Genomic DNA, 22,588 nt, shown 5'->3' with positions numbered 1-22,588 from the left:
TATTAAAAAATATCCTCGAACACCTTAATTTGGCTAAATTATGCCAAATTATCTCCGCTAAGCAGAGATGTGGGAAAGGTCCGAAACCTGTATTGATTGCAGTTTAACACGGGTTTAATAATAAATCAAGGATTAAAAAACATTCCGCTCATTGATTTTTTTAGCAATATGACGTTAAATAGCATAATGTTTTTTGAAAAATTAAAAGGAGGTAAAAATGCTTTATATCCGAAAACCACTGGCCTCCACGTCCGCCCTACCGGCATCATAATCGCCGTTCTGGTTGCCTGGAGTTTACTCAAATTCTTTTTCTTCTAAACAACACCATCCCCGCAACCAAGCGGGGATTTTTTTATAAAAAAACCCTGCCATGCGACAGGGTTTGAGAATGATTACGCCTTCCAAAACTGCGGTAATTTGTTTTTCTCCATTTCCGCAAAAGCGGTTTGGATATTTTTTTTGGCACGATCCTCGTATTTGCTGAAGAAAAAATCCGTGCCATAGATGCTTGTCCGAGTCAATAATACCCGGAAAAGATTCCGCGTTTGTTCGAAGAATTGACTTGGCGACTGATTGCCAAATTCTTTTTGCAACAATATGGCATTAGCAACGAAATATTGCCAAGGAGTCGCCAATGAAGACAAGTCGATATCGGCGATCAAACGCTGCTCTGGTTTTTGAAATAACAGCTGCCCGTGTTTAGTTGCCGCGATATCACCGGCAACGTTGTCATAAAAATCCGACGGCATGCCCATTTGAGACAACATTGCTTTGGCAATAGCAGCGCTCTCTTCTTCGCTGCGGGCAATATCGTGAAGCCACAAACCAGCTTCAATCTCCTCTACCGAAAAATCTCCTTTGGGAACAGAGTTGAGCTGGACCAAACAGTTCAGAACGTGTTGTAAATTATGGTATGTCCGACCCGAACCATTATAAGCTCTGGTTATCTGGTAAAAAAAAACGCTCTGCCTCGCCGCTGGCTTTCAGCCGGCGCCACAAATCCAGCCAGCGAATTCTTGCGACACTGACAGTCATCCTTCCCACTCCTGCCCTCCTTTGCTTTTATTGTGAATCAACACGATAAAACCTTTTACCACTAAGACTAAAAATTGTCAACAAATAAAATTTTTTGCCCAAAACCAGATTATCTGCTAAACTAAAAACACGTAATAAACTAACTTTATATTTATGGCACGAGGAAAAGGAAATAGCGTTACCCGCGCTCGACGCGAACAGCTAAAAAAAGGTATGGTTATCAATGTCCGCCGCAAAAAAAGCGTGGCTGACAAAAAGAAAGCGCGCTGCGGTTGCTGCTAAACAGTTTATATTATAGCCTAATCACCGCCCCAAATAAAAAGGAGCGGTTTTTATTTAAAAAATATCCCCCCTGTATTATATGATACCGGGGGGATTTTAATATTATTTGCCGTTTTTTACCTGAAAAATGGGACTTTTTTTCTTTTTGGCGGCAAGCCATTTTCGCAGCTTATTCCACCAACGAACAAACATACCCTTTGAAGCTTCCAGGGCTTCGGCTTCTTTTTGACGGCGCTTGATGTCGATATTGCGCAAAACGCGAATCGCCTCCGCTAAATTCGGATTGCGCGCTAAAGCCAGGTGGTAATTAGTCTCCGCCATCTCGATCAGTCCCTCGGACAAATAAATATGCCCCAGGAATAAATAAGCGATGGATGCGGTTTTCTTATTTCTTTCCACTGCCTGATTTAGAAGATCCCGCGACCTCGCCTGCATCTCGACGAAATCTTCTTTGTTGTCAATCTTTCTTCCTTCAGCAACAGCGCGAGCTGCATCTTCTTTGATTTGCAAAGACAGTTTAAATAACGCCCAAGCGTAATAGCTCATCCGATCCTGATCGGACGGATTGATGTCCAAAGCGATTTTGAAAAACTCAACAGCGCTGCGGTAGTCCTTATAATTCAAACATCCCATTGCCTTGTCAAAGGCAATAATACCTTGCAAGTCTCGCTGCAGTCGCTGACTTTTTGCGTTTTTGACAGCACCCGCCGCGGCTTGTTCCTGATAATCAATGATCTTCTGCATGGTATCGAGACGCTCGTAAGCACCCCGAATAATCCGAAAAATATAGTCGGTCTTCTCCAAAATTTCTTTATCTTGAAACTGGAAAAAGCCATCGGGATGATATTTTTTTACCATCTCGCCGTAAGCTCTCCGAACTTCCTGCTCGGTCGGCATGTTATCAAGAGAAAAACCAAATACCTCCAAAATGTCGTCCGGTGGTGGCGAAAGCCTGGCAAAAAACGCCTCGACATCCTCTCGCAGCTCCCTACTGATAATGATAGCCACTTTCATTTTACCATTCCTCCTTTTACGGCAAAAACGATTATTAAATCGCTTAATTTATATGTAATGAACATTAACTATGTTTATCAAATATAATGATTTTTGTCAATAATTTATTAACCGAAGATCGATAATCTAGTAATCAGGACACTAATTAATGCCCTCCGGCTATTAATCACCAATAAAAAAACTCCCTGACAATAACTATCAGGGAGTAAATAATTCATGAGAAGTTAATCTTTTTGCCGCTTTCAACGATACGGTTCACCGCACCGTCGATTTCCAACATCGGAAAAGTTTCGATATTCACCAAATGTAACTTCGTGCTCTCAACAAGATTACGAACATTAACATCGTCATACGTCTGCATGATCAACCCTTCCGCAGTGCTAAGCCGCTGAACCAGCTCTGCACTTGAGCTGGAAATAAACTCAGCGGTATCAAAAGCTAAGCGTTCGCCGACAAGCTCCAGCTTATCGACTTGTTTGAGCAAGCGATATTCGTGGAGCGGTCCGGACATTTTTTTCGCTCGCGTCAAACAATCCGAAAAATGCGCTGCCACTACGTCGCGCCATTTTTGTAAATCATTGATATTGTCATCGAGCTTGGAAATAATAGCCTCGGCGCGCTTGATCGCTTGCTCCACGCGACTGCCACAATAAGTCTCTCCGGTTTGCACAACCAAACGTAATTCTTCAAGAAGAGCACCGATTTGGTTGCGAGCGCTTTGCAACTTATCAAACAATTTCTGATATCGGCTTTCTGCGCCAATCATCAAAAATTCTTCTTTACTGATTATATCTTTTGCATAATCGACGACGACGTCCTCCACGTCGCCGGCGGCATCAAGTCTTTCCTGCAGCAATGCCTTCCTGGCAGCACGCCACTCAAAAAGATAGGCAATAGGTCTTTGCACGAAAGCAAAAAATCCAAACGAAAAAACAGAGATCAGGGATACCTTCAAGCTCCACTCTAAATATATCGCAATAGGTATAATACATAAAGCCGCGAAACAAAACAAAACCCTGAACACTAATCCGATATTAGGATAACAAGAATGAATGTCTTGCGCGGCAGCCTTCTTTGCAGCCGCAGTTTTAGTATTTTCTGACCATAAAACATCTACATGCCTTATAGCCATGGAAAAGCTTCCCTCTCCTTTGTTACGCACGGTTTTCTTTATTTCTTGTCGTACCATGCTTTTTTTCCACCTCTGCGCTAAAGAAACCAGGTCTTCATGAGAGGCGGGTAATAATTTCGAAAGCCTTCTGAAGATTTTATCCGTTGTCATCTATATCTCCTTTCCGAGATTCGAAACTCTATTGGCTTTTGGTAATTAATTTATTGTCAAAATTCAATATCTTAACTTAACACTTTTTATAAATTACGTCAAGATAAAATCCCAAATTATCCGCTAAAACCTTTGTTTTTCTTTTTACAATATTGTATAATAAAACAGCTTTTATGTATCTGCAAAAACTAGAAATCCAAGGTTTTAAATCGTTCGCTGGGCGGACGATTTTAGAATTCCCTTCGGCCAACGGCAAGGGTAAAGGCATTACTGCCGTCGTCGGTCCCAATGGCAGCGGTAAGTCCAATATCGCCGACGCCATCCGCTGGGTACTCGGTGAACAGTCAATGAAAACTTTGCGCGGGAAAAAATCAGAAGACGTCATATTTTTTGGTTCAGATCGCAAAGCGCGTATGGGTATGGCAGAGGTTTCTCTTTATTTAAACAATGAAGACGGTTCAGCGGCAATAGACTATTCGGAGCTGGTAATCACCCGCCGGCTATACCGCGACGGCGAATCAGAATATTTACTTAATAAAACAAAGGTTCGTCTCGCAGATATCCAAATACTTCTTGCTAAAGCCAACTTTGGTCAACGCACTTACAGTGTTATCGGACAAGGCATGGTTGACCATTTTCTGGTCGCCTCGCAAGCCGAGCGTAAAGAATTTTTTGATGAGGCAGCCGGAGTAAAAGAATACCAGATCAAAAAAGACCAAACCATCTCTCGACTGGAAAAAACCGAGGATAATCTCAAACAAACCGAAATCACCCTGGGCGAGCTTGGTCCGCGCTACCGCTCACTCGGCCGCATGGTCAAACGTTTGGAAAAACGCGAAGAGGTGGAACAAGAATTGCACGGATTACAAAAACAATATTACGGCGCGCTATATTTCGAAATTTCTCACCAATGGAAAAACTATCATGAACAATTTTTGACACTAAATAAAAAAATAGAAATAGAACAAAAAGAAATCGCTGCCATCCAAAGACAGCTTGATTCCCTAGAGCAAGAAGAATCAGGTCAGGAAATTTTTGCTGCTTTGCAAAAAAAGTTTAGCGCTACGCTCGATAAAAAAAACGCATTGCGGGAAAAACAACTTTCGCTGCAACATAAAATCAATGTTGCCAAACAAGAAGCTAAAAGAGAATTCATCCCAATTTCTGCGACAGAAATGGCGCGAGAAATAGAAGCACTGCTTGATTTGCACAGCCAACTGCTAGATCACCTTGATCAGATAACAGAGCTGTCACACCTTGGTCACGCCAAAGAAAAAACGACAACGGTAATCGATCGACTCAAAAAATTGCTCAAAAAAGTAAAACAACCTAATGAAGAAGAAATTGAAATTGATGACGAGCTGATTAAAACATTGGAACTGGTAAACAGCGAAATTGACGCGATAGAAAAGGAATTACAAACAGTGCAAACGGAAATAACCGACCATAACAAATCTCAAGAACAAAAAAAGGGTAAGTTTTTCGAATTGCAGCGACAATTTTCCGGCAAACAAACCGAAATCAATACTATTTCTATAGAACTCAACGACATCAAAGTAGAGCTGGCGAAACTAGAAACCCGTAAGGAAGATCTGGAAAACGAGATTGAACGCGAAGTCGCTGTTGAAGAACTGAGAACAGAAATCCGCAACCAAGGAACCGAGCTGCCAAAAAGCGAAGTGGCTGAAAACTACGAAAAAATCCAGCGTGTTAAGCATCAACTCGAACTCATCGGCGGTCTGGACGAGGAATCCCTCAAAGAATATGAAGAAATTAAAGAACGCTTTGAATTTTTGCAGACGCAATATGACGATTTAATAAAAGCTATCGACTCTCTTAGAAAAGTAATAAAAGAACTTGATGAAGACATTCACAAGCGCTTTGATCTAACTTTCAAAAATATTAATGAAAAATTTGGGGAATACTTTACTATTCTTTTTGCCGGCGGTCGCGCTTCTCTGGAAAAAATAATGTTTGAAGTAAAACCAAAAGATGACGACGATGAACAGGAAACCGAAAACGAACAAGAAGTGAAAATAAATAATAAGAAAACCAACGTTGAATACGAATATGGCGGAGTAGATATCAAGGCCTGTCCTCCAGGCAAAAAAATAGCCAGTCTCAACACTCTTTCCGGTGGTGAGAGAGCAATGACTTCTATTGCTTTAATTTGTGCTATTATTGCCTGCAATCCATCTCCGTTCGTTGTACTCGATGAAGTCGATGCGGCTCTTGACGAAGCCAACTCCGAACGGCTAGCGGCTATTTTGGAAAAATTAGCAGCGCAAACCCAATTTATAGTAGTTACCCATAATCGCGCCAGCATGCGTCGGGCAGATGTTTTATATGGTGTCACCATGGGTGATGACGGAATCTCAAAATTACTTTCAGTGAAACTGGAAGAAGGTGAACAATGGGCAAAATAATAAAACCATGACCCACAAAGTAACAACGCCTCGCTGTATGGCGAGATTTTTTATGATAACAAAAAAAATCGCCCGATAACTACCAGGCGATTTTATTTAACTAATTTATATTTTTCAATCTTGCTGATTATTTTTTTGGTTTTTCTTCAGCCCGCTATCACGGTCAAACTTTTCCACCTCTCGCTCCAAAAAATATATTCGCTCCTGACAACGGGAGATTTCCGCTTCGGTAACATTAATCACACCCGGATCGATATTTTCATTCTCCGCTAGAAAAACCTTTGCCGCGTCTATCTTAGTACGCAAATTATCGATTTCAGCGATTAAAGACGCTGCGTCTTTGGACATTACTTTTTTTAGCGTCGAGCTATTAGCAATAGAACTCTTCTGGCTTTCGGGAAAATCCATATCTTTTCGTAAAATTAAAAATTACCATTTATTAATAAATTATCCGCCCGCATACCGCTTAGGTCAATATTTCAAAAAGTTATAAACAAGATACGAAATGTCTAACACATGATTAAAATACGCTTTTGACAAGATGCCACACCCCCTACTTTACGTCCTTGACTAAATTAAGCCGTTTTGTTATTCTATTCCTACCGTCATTGTGCTCAACCGTGACTATTAAATAAAACCCTTTATTTTATACTATGATTAGAATACGTTTAGCCAGATTTGGCGCGAAAAAACGTCCAACTTACCGTTTAGCTATTTTTGACCGTGCCAAAGACAATCTAGGCAAGGCTATCGAGTATCTCGGTTCTTATAATCCACGAACCAATCCTAAAACTATCCAGTTTAATACTGAAAGAATCAAATATTGGCTAAGTAAAGGCGCCCAACCCACTCCAACGGTTCACAATCTTTTGGTTGACCAAAAAATTGTCGAAGGTAAAAAGGTGAAAGCCTTTCGTTTAGTAAAGACCGAGAAACCAGCTGAAGCCGCTCCAAAGCCTGCTACTACTGCTACTCCAGAGGCTGCCCCAGAAGCGCCTGCTGCACCAGCTGAAGCCGCTTCAGCTCCAGAAGTTAAACCAGAAGAACCAGCTGCTACTGCCTAAAAAACTATTTCCACACTACTCCTATCAAAAACCCCTAAATATAGGGGTTTTTGCTATTTATAAGCATTGGTAACGAGCTACTATTGACAATATTTATAAAATATGATATTGTTTAGTATTCTCTCACATAGTGTGAGGAATTGATCGTTCCCAATTTACTGACCAACTTCGGATGGGCGGACCACCGACCCACCGGACCAAAAGTTGGCAGAAAGGAAGTGTACCATGGTTATTCGCTTGTTTGTTGACTCTACCCAAGCAAAAGAAGTTCCCGGCAATAAGGACAAGAAAGAAATTGCGGGAATTCGCCTTTGACAATTTAATCAAGGCGAGACTTATCACGTCGACCTCAAGTTGCTAGATATACTCGAAGGTCGAGTGCCGGAAGAGCTGCTGGCGGCGGTTATGAGTGCTTCGGTCAGAATCAAATGGACCGAAACCAGTCTGCTTAGCGGCGGCTGTCGCCAGCGCGGCATCTACCAAAAAGACGGGGTCAAACTGGAAGTGTCGCTGGAAATCGGACACACCAGCGGCAAGGCGGCGGTGAGCTACTTTGAGTTTACCATCGAAGGAGCTTGCAAGCCCGAAGAGCTGAAAACCATGGCCGAGCTGGTGCTCGACATCCGTTCCGGCGCGGCGATCCCCGGCGCAAGTTGGGACAAGCCCCAAGATGGTGGGCCGACGTACGCCGAATTGAAGGAGCAACTCGCGAGTCAACTGACTCGTAATGAGCAGCTCACAAAAACGGTCACGGAAAAGAACGAAATGATTTGCAAATTAAGTCAACGCGCGAGCGGCTTGATGCAGATCGTTCATCGACTGCTCGGAGTGATCACTATCTTCCGAGAAGCATTGGAGCGCCACACCTTTGTCCGGCCGGTAGCAAAAAATCTCGAGACAGATCTTGCTACGACAAGGGCTTGGCTTGAACAAAGCTTTCTGGAACCGGTAGAGCAGGACGACCTAGCGCAAATTTTCGCCTGGTCGGTATTCGAACAAAAAACCAAAAAATAACCTCTGGACACAAACATCCATACCGGCAGCCTCATCGAGGTTGCCGGTTTTTATTTTTATCAAAATAGCATCTAGTCAATTCTTGTCATTACCTTGACAAATTATTATCTTTATCCTAATATACCTTAGCTCAATATTTTTTATTTGGATTAATGGGGTCAAGAGAGGGAAAACATCATGAACATGCAAAAAATCAAGAAAAAAAAGGAGTCCAAAAAAAGAATTGTCCTGACCACTGCCCAAAAAAAACAACTCGATTTACTGAAAAAAAAGGCCAAAGAGCGAGGGTTAGTCGTTTGTGTCTCCTGTGAAGGAAACAAACTGCAGTGGAAAGGCAAAGGCGGCAAGACTATTGGTCGGTCGCCAATAGAAATCCTGGATTAAATCCAAATCAAAAACCGTTCGCCTAGGCGAGCGGTTTTCTTTTTTATCTAAAAAACAGAGATATTTTTAAGTTATCGACAAAAACTTTTTTGCTACTTGCTCAATCACTTCTCTATCCTGCAATGAAAAAATATGCTGTCTTTCGATTGCTTGGGTGTCACCAGAATCAAGTAGCGTCAAGAACTGACCAATCACCCTAAAGTTGTTTTTAACCTCAGTAGTTAGTTGTCCCGGCACGCCTCGCAAATCATCAACCTCGGCTTTTATTTCTTCCAGATATGGCAAGACTTTATTTAAAACTTGTTTCATTTTTTTACTTTTTTCCGACAATTCTTTACCGGACTTTACCGCCTTCTTTTCTTTTTGCTCTATCTTTTGCATTTCAACAACCAGATCTTCCCTGGTTTTGCCTTGTAAAAAAGCTGAGCCAATTATTTCTTTTATCGTTGTTTCTTCCAAAACATCCTGCAGATAAGCAACAGATTCTGCTTTCGACAGTTCGCCACTTTCTATCAAAGACAAAACTGCGGTACACAAACCAACCCCATAATCTTTGTCCGGATGTGCTTTTCTTGCTAATTGCTCAATAGCCGGCACTGACTTTTCGGTTCCTTGGGCACTGATAGCGGCTAGCAAATTTTTGTGTCTAGCGCTTTTCTTTTCCGTATCAATCAGACCTCTGACTTCTTTTATTCTTTCTTGTTTATTTGATTCCGGACTAGCCGTGATTACCTTGTTGATCATATTTATCTCTGTCACGATACTATGCGGATCACGATAAGAAACTTCTTGCCCCATCACCTGATCTTTGTATCTATCAGGCATAGTAGATATGGGCTGATTTCTTTTTACCGCTTTGCCGTAGTCAATAATAGATGTCTGCGGTGCGTCCGGTCCGCCCAAAGAACGGATATCACCAGAAACCATAAAATTTCTCTGATGACCATCGAGGTATTCAAAACCGCAGGCTTCAAAAAGCCGAATAGTCCGCTCTATCTGTCGCGGAATATCACCAGATAAAGAAAATTTTATCTCACGCAATTTATCCCAGAGCCTTTTGGTGTTTTCTCTTTCTACACCACTGGAATCGAGCGCTCTGGTCTGATTAAAAAGATTGGCGGTGGCTTCTTGGCTGATCCGATCAAAACCATTACGACAAATATCGTCAAAAGCCTGCTTTGCTGTCTGATACTCTGGGCTGTCGGGACTTGCTCCTTTTGCGTGGTATTCTTTTTGTAGTCGATCCCAGACCACTGCTTTATAATAAATAGTCGCTAGATCCTCTCCGTGAATAAAATCCATTACTATCATTTCCACATCACCATCATCATCAAACTCTATACCGTCACCTTCCAACATCTTTTGATCCTCTGACTTTATTTTTAGTTTTTTAAAAAGTATTGGCTTGGGAACCGACGCCAAATCAGTCATACCCATTTGCCTCGCTGTTTCAACTATCTCGTAAGCCATACTCTGCATAGCAAACTCTTCCACCCCTTCTCCTGGATTGTATATTTTCAAAACTTTTAGAGCCTCCTCTGACTCTAGCCTGGTATCTGTTTTTTCCAAAGAAGCCATAATGTCAGCCGCCACTTCGGTAGTATTGAGGTGATAAATAACACCTTTGCTTCCCTCATTGACTTTATGAGCATGTTTTACAAGTAAAAACTCCAACAAAACCTCTAAGGCAACTTCTTGCTCGGCTGTCCTTTTTTTCTCTTTTCCTACTGGTCTAAAAAGGGAATTATTCTCTTTATTTGGCATAAAAATAATTTATTTTATCTTTTTAAATTTTAGCATATTTAAAGAAAAAAATCAAGTAAATTTAAACATTTTTACCTTAAATTATTGACAAAATGGATCTATCTGCTATAATGATAGCTAATTACGGTTAAGTCCCTTTTGGGTAACTAACCGAGTTGTTTAATAAAGTAAATGAAGAAACTATGGAACTCGATCAAAAGTTTGTCGAGGATGTGGTCAAATCAATCGTATCACACCCGGAAGACGTCAAGACCGTGCGCACAATCGATGAACGCGGTGTTCTTATCACCCTGTCCATCAACCCAGCCGATATGGGCTATGTTATCGGTCGCCAGGGTCAAACTGCTAGAGCGATCCGCACTCTTCTCAAAATTGTCGGTGCAAAAAACAACGCTCGCGTTAACTTGAAAATCAACGAACCAGAGGGTTCTACCCACGTTCGCAGAAGCGACAATCGCAACGATCGTAATGATCATGTCGATATTGACACTTCTGACGTTGACAATCTGAGAATCTAAATTTTGAACTTTTAGATACTAAAACCGTCGGTTGAAAAATCGGCGGTTTTTGTTTTTTACAGGAAGATAGGAGGATAGGATGTTAGGAGGATATAAGGATAGGATGTTAAGATTTAAGCTTGCGGATAAAACAATGTAATAATTTAGTCGTTTCTAATAGTAGCCCTTCGGATTTTATAAAATATTTTTTTTCTGCCATTTTCAAATCTCTAGCAATCAATAATTGAGTTGTTAATTCGCCGGCAGAACCGAGGGCAATCAATAAAAACCTAAGCAATTCTTGCTTATAGCCTCTTTCGCACCCTTCAGCGATGTTGGAGGGGACAGAAACGGTCGCTCTCTTAATCTGAGAGGTTAAGCCAAATAGCTCGTCTTTTGGGAATAATTTGGTTAATTGATAGATTTCTTTAGTTAGCTCGAAGCTTTTTTGCCAGACGATTAAATCACGAAACGATTTGGTTGTCATAGAATTTGCAGTTATTAGTTAAAGCGTCTAGAATATAGCTAATGGTAGATTAAATAGATCTAAAAAAAATTATTAAATATTTTTAAACTATTTCACCTACCCTCCTAACATCCTAACATCCTACCCTCCTAACCTCTTATCATCCTATTTATGCTTTTCGATATTATCACAATATTTCCCCGTATCTTCGATTCTTATATCAACGAGTCGATTCTTAAGATCGCCCAGAAAAAAAAGAAGGTGAAAATTCGGATCCACAATCTTCGCGAGGTTACTGCCGATCGACATCATACTGTCGACGATCGACCTTATGGTGGCGGTCCGGGAATGCTACTGATGGTTGAGCCTTTTTATAAGACTTTAAAAAAGATTAAACGCGCCGAAAAAACACACGTCATAATGTTTGACCCAGCCGGAAAAAAGTTTGACCAAAAGATGGCGCAAAAGTTTTTGACCTACGATCAAATAATAATGCTCTGCGGCCGCTATGAAGGATTTGATGAAAGAATCAAAAAACTAGTTGATGAAAGAATCTCAACTGGCGACTATGTCCTATCCGGCGGAGAGATACCAGCTATGACTGTGATCGAAGCAACGACACGACTGATCCCCGGTGTGCTAGGTAAACACGAATCGACGAAAGAAGAAACCTTTTCTGGCGACAAAAACTACAAAGAATATCCTCATTACACTCGCCCGGGAGTTTTTACTGCCGGCAAACAAAAATGGCGTGTGCCAAAAATCCTCCTTTCCGGTGACCACAAAAAAATCGCCGAGTGGCGAAAAGGGATAAGCAAAAAATAAAAATAGGGCCTATTTTGACCCTATAATATCCAAGATTAAATTTTTCTAATATTTAAAAACCCCGTCGTTTCTAACGGGGTTTTGTTGAATGTTGTTAATCGAACTTGTCCCAATCCATCATTTGCGACGGCTGGCGGAACACTAAATTAGTGCGAGCAAAGAAATGCTCACCACAGTGCCGCTAAGCGTTACAGATATGCACTGATATTTTTTTTATGACGCGACGAACTCAACCACAAAATACCACGGCAAATTTTGCGGAATAATATTCACCTTCAAACGATGAGTTGAGGCGATCATCCGCGCCAAACGATAAAACTCTTCCTCTTCCTGTATACTGACAGGAATGGTAATATTGTCATCGTCGTCAGAATCAAGACACAGTCGGTCATCACCACGTCTAAAACCAATCTTTCGGCTCATTTGATTCCAATACATTTGATCACCGAGTTGCAATTTTCGTGGAGGCTTGGAATTTTGTTTTTCCTCGCCGCGAACCCGCATAACCAATCCGACCGGCTCCGCTTCCAACATTTTTTTGACTTCCTCCGAGATGCCACGGAAAAACATTTCGATGGCGTTGATCGCTTTTTTAGTTGCAACTAACCCACCGGTATTTCTTTCCTGATGAAGTTCTAAAATGTTCCGCAGGACGACAGCCAAACCATAAAGGTCACTAACTTCATCATCCTTAATATCGTCAATGCCGGCTTTAAGCCAACGCTTCACCGCGCTACCAAACACAGGAATAACCAAAGAAACAAACTCCTTGACCACCTTGGTGCCGATATCGTTTTCAAAGAAACGATATTTGCTCATCAATCCGACAATAGTATCGAGGTTATTAAGAACCTCTTCGGGATCCCTTAACGAAGATTTGTCGTTTTTGTTGTCGATGACGATGGTGAACAAAGAACGACCATGGCTTTCTTGTTGAGACCAATTCTCATCGCAAGAACCATACACGGAAAAAGTAAAACAATCTTTGTCATTTACTTTTTCCCAGGCTTTATCGTTCAGTTCAATCAACTCGTTTTGCTTGCCGGTCCAAGGGTTGTATAAAATCAGAACGCCAAAACTACGTAGCCTCTTCTTTTGATCCATTTTCCTCTCCTTTTTTCCGTTGCTCCGACTTTCAGAGCAGTAGATTAGGATTGTCAAAGTGCGGGTCGCCAGACCTACTAGGCGTAGCGGTTTTATCCCACACGGGTTAATATAGTAAAATTAGCACTAAAAGTCAAAAAGATTAAGAAAACCGAGAAAACATGGTGCCGGATACAGAATATATATATATCCAAGAAATCCTTTTCTCCATCCCTCGTTCTCCCCTTGACAACATTTATGGATGATATATAATAACACCACCTAAATTTTAAGGTTAAAAAGTTCCTCCAAAATACATAACAATTCAATTTTGGACCTATACTGTCCCCCCGCTTGTTAGCAGGAGTGATAAGTAGTGAAAAAACAGTGATGGCTGAGTATCCCCCACTTTTCACTCCAGAGCCTTAGAGGAGTGAAAATAACGGCTCAACTTTCTACCCAGATTTATAAAAAATGGCGTAGGAAGTGGGGGAGCTGATTTGGCCGGCACTGTTTTTTCGTTAGCTAAATTTAGAAAAAACGAAAAAGGTCGTTGACAATCGAAGTGTGATAGAAACCACCACTTTATAGTGGTTAATCGCCTATTTCTATTTGATCTTTTATTGGCAGGGCGTAAAAACCTTGCCCTCGTATAATGTTTTTTTGGGCTTTCATTAAAAAAACCTAAAATTTTTCTAGAGCTTTTATTAAAAACTCTTTATTGAGAGTTTGATCCTGGCTCAGGATGAACGCTGGCGGCGTGTCTAAGGCATGCAAGTTGGATGGGTTTAGACCCATAGCAAACGGGTGCGTAACACATTGGTAACCTACCTCCAAGATGGGCATAACCCCGCGAAAGCGGGGATAATTCCCAATTGTCACGAGGGGACAAAAGTCATTCTCGTGTAAAGATTTATCGCTTGGAGAGGGGCCTATGGCCTATCAGCTAGTTGGTGAGGTAATGGCTCACCAAGGCAACGACGGGTAGCGGGTGTGAGAGCACGACCCGCCTCACTGGGACTGAGACACTGCCCAGACTCCTACGGGAGGCTGCAGTCAAGAATATTCCCCAATGCACGAAAGTGTGAGGGAGCGACGCCGCGTGTAGGAAGACGGTCTTCGGATTGTAAACTACTTTTGTAAGGGACGAATAATTTGACGGTACCTTGCGAATAAGAGGTTGCTAACTCTGTGCCAGCAGCAGCGGTAATACAGAGACCTCGAGCGTTATCCGGATTTATTGGGCGTAAAGCGTCTCTAGACGGCTTGCTAAGTCAATGGTCAAATCCTTTGGCTCAACCAAAGAATTGCTGTTGAAACTAACAAACTAGAGGACGGTATAGGCTAGCGGAATTGCTGGTGTAGGGGTAAAATCCGTTAATATCAGCAAGAACACCAAATGCGAAGGCAGCTAGCTGGAACGTTCCTGACGTTCACAGACGAAAGCGTGGGTAGCGAATGGGATTAGATACCCCAGTAGTCCACGCCGTAAACAATGGGCACTAGACATTGGAAGTATCGACCCTTTCAGTGTCGCTATAAAATAGCTAACGCGTTAAGTGCCCCGCCTGGGGAGTACGAGCGCAAGCTTAAAACTCAAAGGAATAGACGGGGACCCGCACAAGCGGTGGAGCATGTGGTTTAATTCGACAATAAGCGAGGAACCTTACCAGGGCTTGACATCCCGGGAATTCTGCAGAAATGCGGAAGTGCCTTCGGGAACTCGGTGACAGGTGCTGCATGGTTGTCGTCAGCTCGTGTCGTGAGATGTACCGTTAAGTCGGGAAACGAGCGCAACCCTCATTCTGTGTTATATTTGTCACAGAAAACTGCCTACGTACAGTGGGAGGAAGGTGGGGATGACGTCAAATCAGCATGGCCCTTATGCCCTGGGCTACACACGTGCTACAATGGCCGGTACAATGGGTCGCCAAGCCGAAAGGCGGAGCCAATCCCATCAAAACCGGTCCTAGTTCGGATTGAGGTCTGCAACCCGACCTCATGAAGCCGGAATCGCTAGTAAACGCGTATCAGCCATGGCGCGTTGAATACGTTCTCGGGTCTTGTACTCACCGCCCGTCACGTCAAGGGAGTCGGTAATACCCAAAGTTCGCGAACGCGGACAAAGGTAGGATCGATAACAGGGACGAAGTCGTAACAAGGCATCCGTAGCGGAAGCTGTGGATGGATCACCTCCTTTCTAAGGAGAGACGTTTTTACCTTTTTATTAAGGTAAAAATTTTGGTCGAGCGGTTAATCAACTTTACAGTTAGTGCGTTTCTATCACATTTTGGTTGTTAAATAAAAAACCCGTGTCAGTAAGACACGGATTTTTTATTAGCCATGTTCTGGGTGTTGGTCATGGTAGGGGCGATTCCCTCCAGAGGCGGGCAGGCATGAATCGCCCCTACGGAGACTATCGACCCACGGTCGACTCTTTATTCAATTTTACTAAAAATCTTTCAACCTGTTTATTTAGATCCGGTTTTGACGGATCGAAAGTATAAAAAAACTTTATTCTCTTTTCTACACCACGACGGATATTTTTGAGAGCGCGGTAGCAAGCGATCGCTTCAGCCGAATCTTTGAAAAGCCAAGAGTGTTTATAATTTTTTAGTTTGTTTAAAATATACTTTTCCGGCGGCTTCACGTGGATCCAGATGACTTTTTTGCCGTAATCCTTGGCAATCTTTTTTATCAAACTCACATCTCGCGAACAATCCGCATCAACAACAAAATCATAGCCACGATCCAAATACTTAAGCATCAACTGCAAAAACATTTCTTTGGTTCGCACTAAGTTAAATCCATCGCGCAGTAATATCCGGCGGATCTCATCCATAGAGATTCGCAACAAACCAAGCTTTTTGGCCAGCGGCTTTACCACCGTAGTTTTACCCGCACCCACCTGCCCGACTGGACAAAGAATAACTCCCTTTTTTCCTTTATCTGGAACAACTAAAGTCTTTTCGTACTCCGACATTACTTTTAGAAAATCTTTGTCGCTAAGCACGCGACCCGCCGTCGAATCAATATTTTTGCTGGTGATTTTATACTTACTGATTCTGTGCATAAGAAGCCTTCTTTTTTAAACGATAGTAATACATAATCACAACAAAGCTATCTAGCAGAGCTAGGTAGGTGATAAAAGCATAGGCTGATAATATCCAAACCTTGATAGCAAAAAACCCGGTCAGAGCACCAAACAAACTGGTAATGTAGGGCTGTACGGTTTCGGTTTCTGGATACCGCCAAGTTTTTATAACCGTTGGTATGGCCGCCAAAACATCACTGGTTATCGCTAATAATATAGCCGCTATCGGCTGCTTTGTTATTGCCCACAAGACTAAAGCAAGAATAGCTAGCGCCCCACAAACATAATCAAAAAACCCTAGCTTCCAATAAGATTGCGGATTATAAAAAGATGATATAAATATTAAAAATGGGCCAAACCCCGACATAAAAACAGGCAACACCGCCCAACCCACTCCGTTACTCATAGCTGCGGCAGTGCCGATAAAAGGAGCCAATGACCAGATTAGCCAGGTTATTTTGTTTGGCTTATTTTTACCTTTAAGAGTTTCTTTAACATACAAGAGAGATCCCATCAATTGAACGATAGCGGCTATAAAAATAAGATATTGAAGCATATACTCAACAGTAACACTAAAAATAAAAAATAACCAGATTATTGGTTATTTTTTATCAGCGGGTAGCGGGAGTCGAACCCGCATCATCAGTTTGGAAAACTGAGATAATAACCGCTATACGATACCCGCGCGATTATTTTTTATAAAAATATTTTAACCAAATTTTCTTAAAAAATGCCAAAGATAAACCAGATAAAATAAAAGCAACTGTTGGCACTAGCGCATTAACAAACGGCTTTTCTATTCCGGCAGCTAAGAAAAAAAGAGTGATCAGGATATAAGTCAAAATAGCAATAACTAGTTTTCTAAAAAAACTTAGTTCCCAGGCTTTATCCGATTCTACTCTTTTGTTGCGTTCTTTGATCAGGTCTATTTCTTTTTCTAGGTCATCCATAATATTTCTGAAAATCGGGGTGACAGGACTCGAACCTGCGGCCTCATGCTCCCAAAGCACGCGCTCTAGCCAACTGAGCTACACCCCGATAAATAAATTGTTGACCAATAATGGACTCAAACTCGCTGGTCTCATCCGCCCAGGGCGGACGCTCCTTCCAACTACACAGCAGTTTCACTTTCTTTTATACTATTTTTTAATCTTTTCCTTAATTGTTCATATGCCCTGCTTTTCAACTTAAGCCTGCTTTCCCTAAGTCTAGCATCTTTTTCGTTTTTGTAAGCCTCATAATACAAAAGTTCAAATGGTCTTTTCGATTTTGTACTAACAACTAATTCTTTATTGTGTTATTCCAGCCTCCTCTTTAAGTCGTTTGTAGAACCAATATAACATTTATTGTCAGTTTTACTTTTTAGTAAATATAGGTAATACATAAAAATGAAGTGGTGCCGAGGGGCGGGATTGAACCGCCGACGCAAGGATTTTCAGTCCTTCGCTCTACCACTGAGCTACCTCGGCTCAAATAAAACTTTTTAAAAATTCTTTTCCGCAACCACTCTTGAAATATTTTTCTCGCTGTCTAGCCAACAATCTAGAAGCCGCTCTTTCTGAATATACTATTTCCCACGGCCTATATCCTTTTGTCGAAAATTGATAACCGGCATTATGATAAAACAACCTTTCTTCAAGATCGGATGTCATTCCAACGTACAATCGACCATCCTTTTTGCTTTTTATAACATAAATAAAATACTGCATATTTTTTTATCCTTCGCTCCCTGCCTGCCGGCAGGCAGGTACCACTGAGCTACCTCGGCAAAGTGGGCATGGGAGGAATCGAACCTCCGACCTCGTCATTATCAGTGACGCGCTCTAACCATCTGAGCTACATGCCCCAACACTTAAAAACAAACAAATTATAGCAAATTTTTTCAGTTAATCAACGTTCGGTGCTAGAAGTTTAATACACAAAGAGGAAAAAAGCAATATCTTGTTTATGCCGAAACAAACCCTTGACCGAATCGGTTTGGCTTGCTAAGATTTACTACACTCTTGACAGCATAACTTAGTTATGCTATAATCTTAGATTAATAAAAACAAAAACCCGTAAGATGCGGGTTTTTATAATACTATTAATAGCAACAATATGCATAATTTGAAGAAACTTGTAAAAAATTCCCTAAAATTAGCCAAGCATTTAAACTGTAAATGGCTGGAAATGACGGTTTTAGCTATTTTCTTGGTAGAATTTATGTTTCCTCAGATAACTTTAGCTCAAAGCCTTGAAAATCAAAACTATTCTGAAATAGAAGGAACTACTGCAACAACCGACCTTCGTTTTCCGGAAGCAAAAGTTGATCTTAATAGTAAGTCTTTACCTATGGCTATGGACAAAGAAGCTAAAAAAACCATTTGGATCACTATTACTGCTTATTCCAGCACCGTTGATCAATGTGACAGCACCCCGTGTATTACCGCAAATGGCTTTAACCTTTGTGAAAACAACCAAGAAAACGTGGTTGCTGCCAACTTTCTCCCTTTTGGTTCAGAAATCCGTATGCCGGAATTATTCGGTGACCGCGTCTTTACCGTTCAAGACAGAATGAACGCCCGCTATACCCAGAGAATGGACATCTGGATGAAAACCCGAGAAGCGGCCAAAGCTTTTGGCGTAAAGTATGTAAAAGTTGAACTTCTCTAAGATTAAATAAACTGTCTTTTTTAAAAAATCCTGCAAAAACGCAGGATTTTTTGTTTTTTGTCCTTATCGTGATATAATATAGCAAGCTAAAAAACCTATAAAAACAAGGCTTTTATGCAAAGAATCATACCAAAATTTATCTCAATTATTTGCGTTTTGATTATTGCTATCTATTTTTTTAATTACTTTGCCCAACCAGTTTTTGCTCAGGATAATAGTGAAGAAAGTAATTCTGAAGAAAGTAATTCTGAACAACAAACTGGTTTTGGCGATAGAATTAAAATTCCCAACCCGCTAAATCCAAACGAGGAAGATGACATAAAAGTCCAAAAAGATTTAACCGCGGCTGATATTGATTCGGTGAATATTGCTGAAATAGCCGCTCGCGTTGCTCGCGCCGCCATCATCCCTATTGGCGGACTTGCCTTTCTAATGTTCGTGATCGGCGGTTTTTTCTGGATATTTTCCGGCGGAAACGAAGAAAAAGTTAAAAGAGGTCGTGATATTATGATGTGGTCAATAGTCGGTATTTTGGTTGTTTTTTCCAGTTATGCCTTACTTACCTTTTTCTTAAGAATGATCGGCTCTATCTAAAATCAATAAAAACTTAATAAAATGGCTATTTCTAGCCATTTTTTAATTACAAAAAATACACCTTCTTTCTGTTGACAAAAAATACCAAATATGCTATGATTATATATTCTGAACATTGAAAATTCAGTGTCTATATAAGAACAAAACAACGGAAATAACCCCGTTTTGCTACGAGCAAGACGGAAACAAGATTACTTCTACTCTTCTCTTCGAAAGGAGGAACGTAATGTTCCAATCTATCTACAGAAAAATCGTGAGCTGGCTAAACGCCCTGTCTACGACATTTTTAGGTCAGCCGCTCTTCGGCATCTGGGAAGCCGGCATGACGGGGCCAATCCCCCTGATTTGCCAAGTCAAAGATAATCATTTAGTGGTGCTGGGAAAGGCACTAAGCGGAACGGTCCTCGAAAGAGGAAAAAGACGAGGTCTTCGTTTTATCCTCGGACCGAAGACAAGTCTTGTCGTCCTGAAATGGCACGACATGCACATTGGAACAGTCAACCTGCGTAAGTTGCCGGTTGACGTTCCGGCGTTTGAAACAAACACGGCTTTGCCGAACCTCGCCGAGATCACCGAAGGTCTGAAAAAAAATATCGGCGATACGATTCCCCCGACTCTGATCGATAAAATTATGGCCGCTGTCGAAAGAGGCGTGATTGGTGGTACGCCAACAGTATTCATAAACCTCTCCACCACGTTTGAGATCAACCGTGACGGAGAAGACCCGGCTATTGTTAAAGACAGCGCCGTGTCGTTTCTCACAGAGCTCTCCAAGGATGAATTTCAAGAAATCATCCAGCAAAAGGTGGAAGCGGCAATCAATTTCATTTTCGGTGATTTGGCGCTCAACGCCGCCATGCATCTGACCCGAGAAGAAAAAAAAGAATTCTCGCGTCAGCTAATGGAGATCATCAACTGGGGAGGTTATTACGCGCTGAAAACAATGCAGACCTCCACAGGAGAGGTTGATGTCGAACCGCAGAGTGAATATTCCTGGGAGTGGGTAGCGCTTCCCAGCGTCGAAGGGCTGGATCGTTTTGGCATCAAAGCTACTTCAGTGGTGATCCAAAATGTGAAGGCGTCGCCCGCCATTCAGAAGGCGATCGACGAACAAGAAGCCATGCTCCGCGACAAAGAAGTTTTGGAGCAGTACGTAAGGTCGATCCAAAATATCACCTACCCGCAGGCACTCGCCCTGGCGTTACTGCTCGGTGATGTCAACTTCAAGGGTTTTGGCGCCGAACTTTCGGTAAACAGCGGCGGCAAAAAAAGTGGGAAGTCTCCTGACAAGTCTTCTTAACAGGAAGGAGTGAACAATGACAATGTCACAAAAACCAGCTCCGCGGCCGACCAAGCCGCCGATTGATGAAAAGAGCAACAACCTCGGCTATACCGCCGAAGGTAACACCGGCTTGGATAAGCTGGTCGAGCAACTGAAAGAAAATTGGAAAATGATCGCCATCATGGCGACCGTCGCCCTGATTGCCGTACCGTTCATGGTCGGCTGGCTGACCTGGACGAACCTCGTCCCGGTTGTCGCGGTCGTCATCATCGGACTCGCTGTCCGAGGATCGTTGAAAACAGGCAAGTGGAGCGGTTTTGCCATCTTGATGGCGCTGCTCCTCCTTGGAAGCGGTATTCTAAAATCTTGTGCGCCGAACGTGGCGGACGAGATGTTTCTCCGACGGGTTCACCACGCCGTCGACAAAATCGAAGAGGTACAAAGAAAAATCGAGGCTTTGACAATCGCTCAGGTGAACGATCCTGAGCCACAAAAGCTGCTGACGGGGTACAAGCCTGTTTCCAAGGAAACCGAAACCGTCAGTATGCAAAGGGGCGAAGTTTACAATTTCTGGCAACTGCCGGAAATGAAGAATATCTCCTACAGTGCAACCGGGAGGGTTTGCACCGGAAAAATGGAGATCACGGCAAATGGCGAGGTCGGCTGCACCGGCGTGATCCGCGCAAAAGCGCAAGATCAACCGATTAAGCCAAAACTACCTTCCGATCCGGAAGGCATTAACTTTGTCTTCACCGCGTTGGAAGACGTAGAGGAATTTTCTATCTCCTATATCGTCCCGGAAGCGGTGACGACGGAAAACGAAAAATATAGCGGTCAGTTTGAGGCATGGAAAGCCCGAAAAGCCGATCGCGAGTCTAAAATTGCCGCTTGCCAAGCGGCAATAGATTCGATCGTCAATCCAAAAAAAGACTCCCCACTGATCTACTTCGCTCTTTTCTTGGGCGGAGTGATCGTAACCTTAGTCGCTATTTTTGTTGCGAAGACTAAGAACAACAAAAATAATGGCGTAAAGCAAAAAAAGGGCGGCGGGTTCATTAATTTCGATGCCGTCCAGAATCCCGGCGATTACGGCTACAACAGCTACCCCCATAATTCATCATCCGATTCCAATCATCCGGCATCGGATAACCAAATCAATATCGATGATTTGGAAAAAGAAATTATGACGCGCGCCGGAAGTCTCGCCGGTTGGAATTACCAACAAGTTTTGACCGCGGTCAAAACCGCCCTGGAACCAATCGGTTTCAATGTCCAACAATTATACGGCGAGGAAGATTGGATGATCCTCGTCGAAAAAAACGGCGAACGATTCGTCCTTCCGACGATACTCACCGAAGGAGGGACAACCCAGCTTTTTCGTCGATTTTTCGACCACCGCCAACGCGGTGAGTCGTTCAGAATGTTTTCCCAGTGTATCGCTCCCGGCCTGATCAATAGGGCTGGGTCGATACTAAAAAAAGGGCTGGTCGACGGAAGTCGTTAAAGCCCTAATCAACCATTTTAAAAAACCGAGCAAGTGTCACACTTAGCTCGGTTTTTTCTTTATACAAAATATTTTAGAAAAACATTGATTTTTAAATATATTTTTGTTAAACTGTTTTTGTTCGGTCACGTCGTCCGCCGCGGCGGATAAGGCAAGGGTCTGTGTCCCTGCGGCTTGCCCGCCTCTGGAGGGGACATCTCCCGAAGGGAGACAAAACATTAACAATTTACCGTTTGTTTCTTTTATGGCCTGGTCGCCAAGTGGTAAGGCAAGGGTCTGCAAAACCCTTATCACCGGTTCAAATCCGGTCCAGGCCTTTTTCACCC

The 22,588-nt window shown here is 42.3% G+C and carries 22 protein-coding genes, 5 tRNA genes and 1 rRNA gene; 13 read left to right on the top strand and 15 right to left on the bottom strand.

The annotated features are described in order from the left end of the window. Positions 1-392: 392 nt before the first annotated feature. Positions 393-884 (bottom strand): hypothetical protein, encoded by a 492-nt coding sequence (locus WC310_02630; GenBank protein MFA5358687.1) that lies wholly within the window; start codon positions 882-884, stop codon positions 393-395. Between the two features lie 304 nt (positions 885-1,188). Here WC310_02630 and WC310_02625 point away from each other — a divergent pair, with 304 nt between their 5' ends. Next, positions 1,189-1,317, top strand: coding sequence for a hypothetical protein (locus tag WC310_02625; protein ID MFA5358686.1), 129 nt, complete (start codon positions 1,189-1,191; stop codon positions 1,315-1,317). Between the two features lie 102 nt (positions 1,318-1,419). Here the strand turns inward: WC310_02625 and WC310_02620 are convergent, their stop codons facing one another. After that, positions 1,420-2,331 (bottom strand): hypothetical protein, encoded by a 912-nt coding sequence (locus tag WC310_02620; GenBank protein MFA5358685.1) that lies wholly within the window; start codon positions 2,329-2,331, stop codon positions 1,420-1,422. A 214-nt stretch (positions 2,332-2,545) separates the two neighbouring features. Further along, on the bottom strand, positions 2,546-3,613 hold the full coding sequence (locus WC310_02615) for a hypothetical protein (protein MFA5358684.1): 1,068 nt from the start codon (positions 3,611-3,613) through the stop codon (positions 2,546-2,548). Between the two features lie 173 nt (positions 3,614-3,786). On the opposite strand from WC310_02615, the gene WC310_02610 reads away from it, so the two are divergent. Continuing rightward, positions 3,787-6,039, top strand: a complete 2,253-nt coding sequence (locus tag WC310_02610) for an AAA family ATPase (protein ID MFA5358683.1) — start codon at positions 3,787-3,789, stop codon at positions 6,037-6,039. A 114-nt stretch (positions 6,040-6,153) separates the two neighbouring features. On the opposite strand, the gene WC310_02605 is transcribed toward WC310_02610, so the two are convergent. Continuing rightward, positions 6,154-6,447, bottom strand: a complete 294-nt coding sequence (locus tag WC310_02605; protein ID MFA5358682.1) for a hypothetical protein — start codon at positions 6,445-6,447, stop codon at positions 6,154-6,156. Positions 6,448-6,692: 245 nt separating this feature from the next. On the opposite strand from WC310_02605, the gene rpsP reads away from it, so the two are divergent. From rpsP to WC310_02590, 3 genes are all read left to right on the top strand, one after another. Then, entirely contained in the window at positions 6,693-7,103 is a 411-nt protein-coding gene (gene rpsP, locus WC310_02600) for a 30S ribosomal protein S16 (GenBank protein MFA5358681.1), read from the top strand. A gap of 378 nt (positions 7,104-7,481) precedes the next feature. Beyond that, positions 7,482-8,117 carry a hypothetical protein gene (locus tag WC310_02595; protein ID MFA5358680.1) on the top strand — a complete coding sequence of 212 codons (636 nt, stop codon included), beginning with the start codon at positions 7,482-7,484 and terminating at the stop codon, positions 8,115-8,117. A 177-nt stretch (positions 8,118-8,294) separates the two neighbouring features. After that, complete coding sequence (locus tag WC310_02590; GenBank protein ID MFA5358679.1) at positions 8,295-8,501, top strand: hypothetical protein; 207 nt, start codon at positions 8,295-8,297, stop codon at positions 8,499-8,501. A gap of 66 nt (positions 8,502-8,567) precedes the next feature. On the opposite strand, the gene WC310_02585 is transcribed toward WC310_02590, so the two are convergent. Beyond that, positions 8,568-10,265, bottom strand: a complete 1,698-nt coding sequence (locus tag WC310_02585) for a hypothetical protein (GenBank protein ID MFA5358678.1) — start codon at positions 10,263-10,265, stop codon at positions 8,568-8,570. Positions 10,266-10,447: 182 nt separating this feature from the next. Between WC310_02585 and WC310_02580 the strand changes: the two genes are divergently transcribed. Further along, positions 10,448-10,783: a KH domain-containing protein gene (locus tag WC310_02580; GenBank protein MFA5358677.1), complete on the top strand. Its 336-nt coding sequence runs from the start codon at positions 10,448-10,450 to the stop codon at positions 10,781-10,783. A 106-nt stretch (positions 10,784-10,889) separates the two neighbouring features. On the opposite strand, the gene WC310_02575 is transcribed toward WC310_02580, so the two are convergent. Next, positions 10,890-11,249: a four helix bundle protein gene (locus tag WC310_02575; protein ID MFA5358676.1), complete on the bottom strand. Its 360-nt coding sequence runs from the start codon at positions 11,247-11,249 to the stop codon at positions 10,890-10,892. Positions 11,250-11,399: 150 nt separating this feature from the next. Between WC310_02575 and trmD the strand changes: the two genes are divergently transcribed. Then, complete coding sequence (gene trmD, locus WC310_02570; protein ID MFA5358675.1) at positions 11,400-12,053, top strand: tRNA (guanosine(37)-N1)-methyltransferase TrmD; 654 nt, start codon at positions 11,400-11,402, stop codon at positions 12,051-12,053. Positions 12,054-12,266: 213 nt separating this feature from the next. On the opposite strand, the gene WC310_02565 is transcribed toward trmD, so the two are convergent. Then, positions 12,267-13,157 (bottom strand): hypothetical protein, encoded by an 891-nt coding sequence (locus WC310_02565; protein ID MFA5358674.1) that lies wholly within the window; start codon positions 13,155-13,157, stop codon positions 12,267-12,269. A gap of 696 nt (positions 13,158-13,853) precedes the next feature. On the opposite strand from WC310_02565, the gene WC310_02560 reads away from it, so the two are divergent. Then, positions 13,854-15,336, top strand: a 16S ribosomal RNA gene (locus tag WC310_02560). A 216-nt stretch (positions 15,337-15,552) separates the two neighbouring features. Here WC310_02560 and WC310_02555 read toward each other — a convergent pair. From WC310_02555 to WC310_02520, 8 genes are all read right to left on the bottom strand, one after another. Continuing rightward, positions 15,553-16,209 carry an AAA family ATPase gene (locus tag WC310_02555; GenBank protein ID MFA5358673.1) on the bottom strand — a complete coding sequence of 219 codons (657 nt, stop codon included), beginning with the start codon at positions 16,207-16,209 and terminating at the stop codon, positions 15,553-15,555. Next, entirely contained in the window at positions 16,193-16,786 is a 594-nt protein-coding gene (locus tag WC310_02550) for a hypothetical protein (protein MFA5358672.1), read from the bottom strand. Before WC310_02550 ends, WC310_02555 begins: the two co-directional genes overlap by 17 nt. 57 nt (positions 16,787-16,843) lie before the next feature. Continuing rightward, positions 16,844-16,915 (bottom strand) — tRNA-Gly (locus WC310_02545). Between the two features lie 4 nt (positions 16,916-16,919). Beyond that, positions 16,920-17,180, bottom strand: a complete 261-nt coding sequence (locus tag WC310_02540) for a hypothetical protein (GenBank protein ID MFA5358671.1) — start codon at positions 17,178-17,180, stop codon at positions 16,920-16,922. A 14-nt stretch (positions 17,181-17,194) separates the two neighbouring features. After that, positions 17,195-17,268, bottom strand: a tRNA-Pro gene (locus WC310_02535). A gap of 356 nt (positions 17,269-17,624) precedes the next feature. After that, positions 17,625-17,699 (bottom strand) — tRNA-Phe (locus WC310_02530). Then, positions 17,700-17,939, bottom strand: a complete 240-nt coding sequence (locus tag WC310_02525) for a GIY-YIG nuclease family protein (protein ID MFA5358670.1) — start codon at positions 17,937-17,939, stop codon at positions 17,700-17,702. Between the two features lie 63 nt (positions 17,940-18,002). After that, positions 18,003-18,076, bottom strand: a tRNA-Ile gene (locus tag WC310_02520). Positions 18,077-18,327: 251 nt separating this feature from the next. Here WC310_02520 and WC310_02515 point away from each other — a divergent pair. From WC310_02515 to WC310_02495, 5 genes are all read left to right on the top strand, one after another. Then, positions 18,328-18,882, top strand: coding sequence for a hypothetical protein (locus WC310_02515; GenBank protein MFA5358669.1), 555 nt, complete (start codon positions 18,328-18,330; stop codon positions 18,880-18,882). Positions 18,883-18,996: 114 nt separating this feature from the next. After that, positions 18,997-19,476: a hypothetical protein gene (locus WC310_02510; protein ID MFA5358668.1), complete on the top strand. Its 480-nt coding sequence runs from the start codon at positions 18,997-18,999 to the stop codon at positions 19,474-19,476. A 322-nt stretch (positions 19,477-19,798) separates the two neighbouring features. Then, positions 19,799-20,776, top strand: coding sequence for an SPFH domain-containing protein (locus WC310_02505; GenBank protein MFA5358667.1), 978 nt, complete (start codon positions 19,799-19,801; stop codon positions 20,774-20,776). 16 nt (positions 20,777-20,792) lie between these two features. Continuing rightward, positions 20,793-22,262 (top strand): hypothetical protein, encoded by a 1,470-nt coding sequence (locus tag WC310_02500; protein ID MFA5358666.1) that lies wholly within the window; start codon positions 20,793-20,795, stop codon positions 22,260-22,262. 246 nt (positions 22,263-22,508) lie between these two features. Continuing rightward, positions 22,509-22,579: transfer RNA gene (locus tag WC310_02495), tRNA-Cys, on the top strand. Positions 22,580-22,588 lie beyond the last annotated feature (9 nt).

It is taken from the genome of Patescibacteria group bacterium (genome assembly GCA_041653535.1).
In the GTDB taxonomy this organism is placed as follows: domain Bacteria; phylum Patescibacteriota; class Patescibacteriia; order JACRDY01; family JACRDY01; genus JBAZFH01.
The sequence above is the reverse complement of the archived record's forward strand: the minus strand, read 5'-3'. Positions and strand labels throughout refer to the sequence as shown.

Coding starts and splice junctions, on each gene's coding strand:
- WC310_02625 (MFA5358686.1), top strand. CDS start 1,189: ATGGCACGAGGAAAAGGAAATAGCGTTACCCGCGCTCGACGCGAACAG.
- WC310_02555 (MFA5358673.1), bottom strand. CDS start 16,209: ATGCACAGAATCAGTAAGTATAAAATCACCAGCAAAAATATTGATTCG.
- WC310_02510 (MFA5358668.1), top strand. CDS start 18,997: ATGCAAAGAATCATACCAAAATTTATCTCAATTATTTGCGTTTTGATT.
- WC310_02615 (MFA5358684.1), bottom strand. CDS start 3,613: ATGACAACGGATAAAATCTTCAGAAGGCTTTCGAAATTATTACCCGCC.
- trmD (MFA5358675.1), top strand. CDS start 11,400: ATGCTTTTCGATATTATCACAATATTTCCCCGTATCTTCGATTCTTAT.
- WC310_02610 (MFA5358683.1), top strand. CDS start 3,787: ATGTATCTGCAAAAACTAGAAATCCAAGGTTTTAAATCGTTCGCTGGG.
- WC310_02540 (MFA5358671.1), bottom strand. CDS start 17,180: ATGGATGACCTAGAAAAAGAAATAGACCTGATCAAAGAACGCAACAAA.
- WC310_02505 (MFA5358667.1), top strand. CDS start 19,799: ATGACGGGGCCAATCCCCCTGATTTGCCAAGTCAAAGATAATCATTTA.
- WC310_02620 (MFA5358685.1), bottom strand. CDS start 2,331: ATGAAAGTGGCTATCATTATCAGTAGGGAGCTGCGAGAGGATGTCGAG.
- WC310_02525 (MFA5358670.1), bottom strand. CDS start 17,939: ATGCAGTATTTTATTTATGTTATAAAAAGCAAAAAGGATGGTCGATTG.
- WC310_02515 (MFA5358669.1), top strand. CDS start 18,328: ATGCATAATTTGAAGAAACTTGTAAAAAATTCCCTAAAATTAGCCAAG.
- WC310_02550 (MFA5358672.1), bottom strand. CDS start 16,786: ATGCTTCAATATCTTATTTTTATAGCCGCTATCGTTCAATTGATGGGA.
- WC310_02580 (MFA5358677.1), top strand. CDS start 10,448: ATGGAACTCGATCAAAAGTTTGTCGAGGATGTGGTCAAATCAATCGTA.
- WC310_02590 (MFA5358679.1), top strand. CDS start 8,295: ATGAACATGCAAAAAATCAAGAAAAAAAAGGAGTCCAAAAAAAGAATT.
- WC310_02575 (MFA5358676.1), bottom strand. CDS start 11,249: ATGACAACCAAATCGTTTCGTGATTTAATCGTCTGGCAAAAAAGCTTC.
- WC310_02500 (MFA5358666.1), top strand. CDS start 20,793: ATGACAATGTCACAAAAACCAGCTCCGCGGCCGACCAAGCCGCCGATT.
- WC310_02605 (MFA5358682.1), bottom strand. CDS start 6,447: ATGGATTTTCCCGAAAGCCAGAAGAGTTCTATTGCTAATAGCTCGACG.
- WC310_02565 (MFA5358674.1), bottom strand. CDS start 13,157: ATGGATCAAAAGAAGAGGCTACGTAGTTTTGGCGTTCTGATTTTATAC.
- WC310_02585 (MFA5358678.1), bottom strand. CDS start 10,265: ATGCCAAATAAAGAGAATAATTCCCTTTTTAGACCAGTAGGAAAAGAG.
- rpsP (MFA5358681.1), top strand. CDS start 6,693: ATGATTAGAATACGTTTAGCCAGATTTGGCGCGAAAAAACGTCCAACT.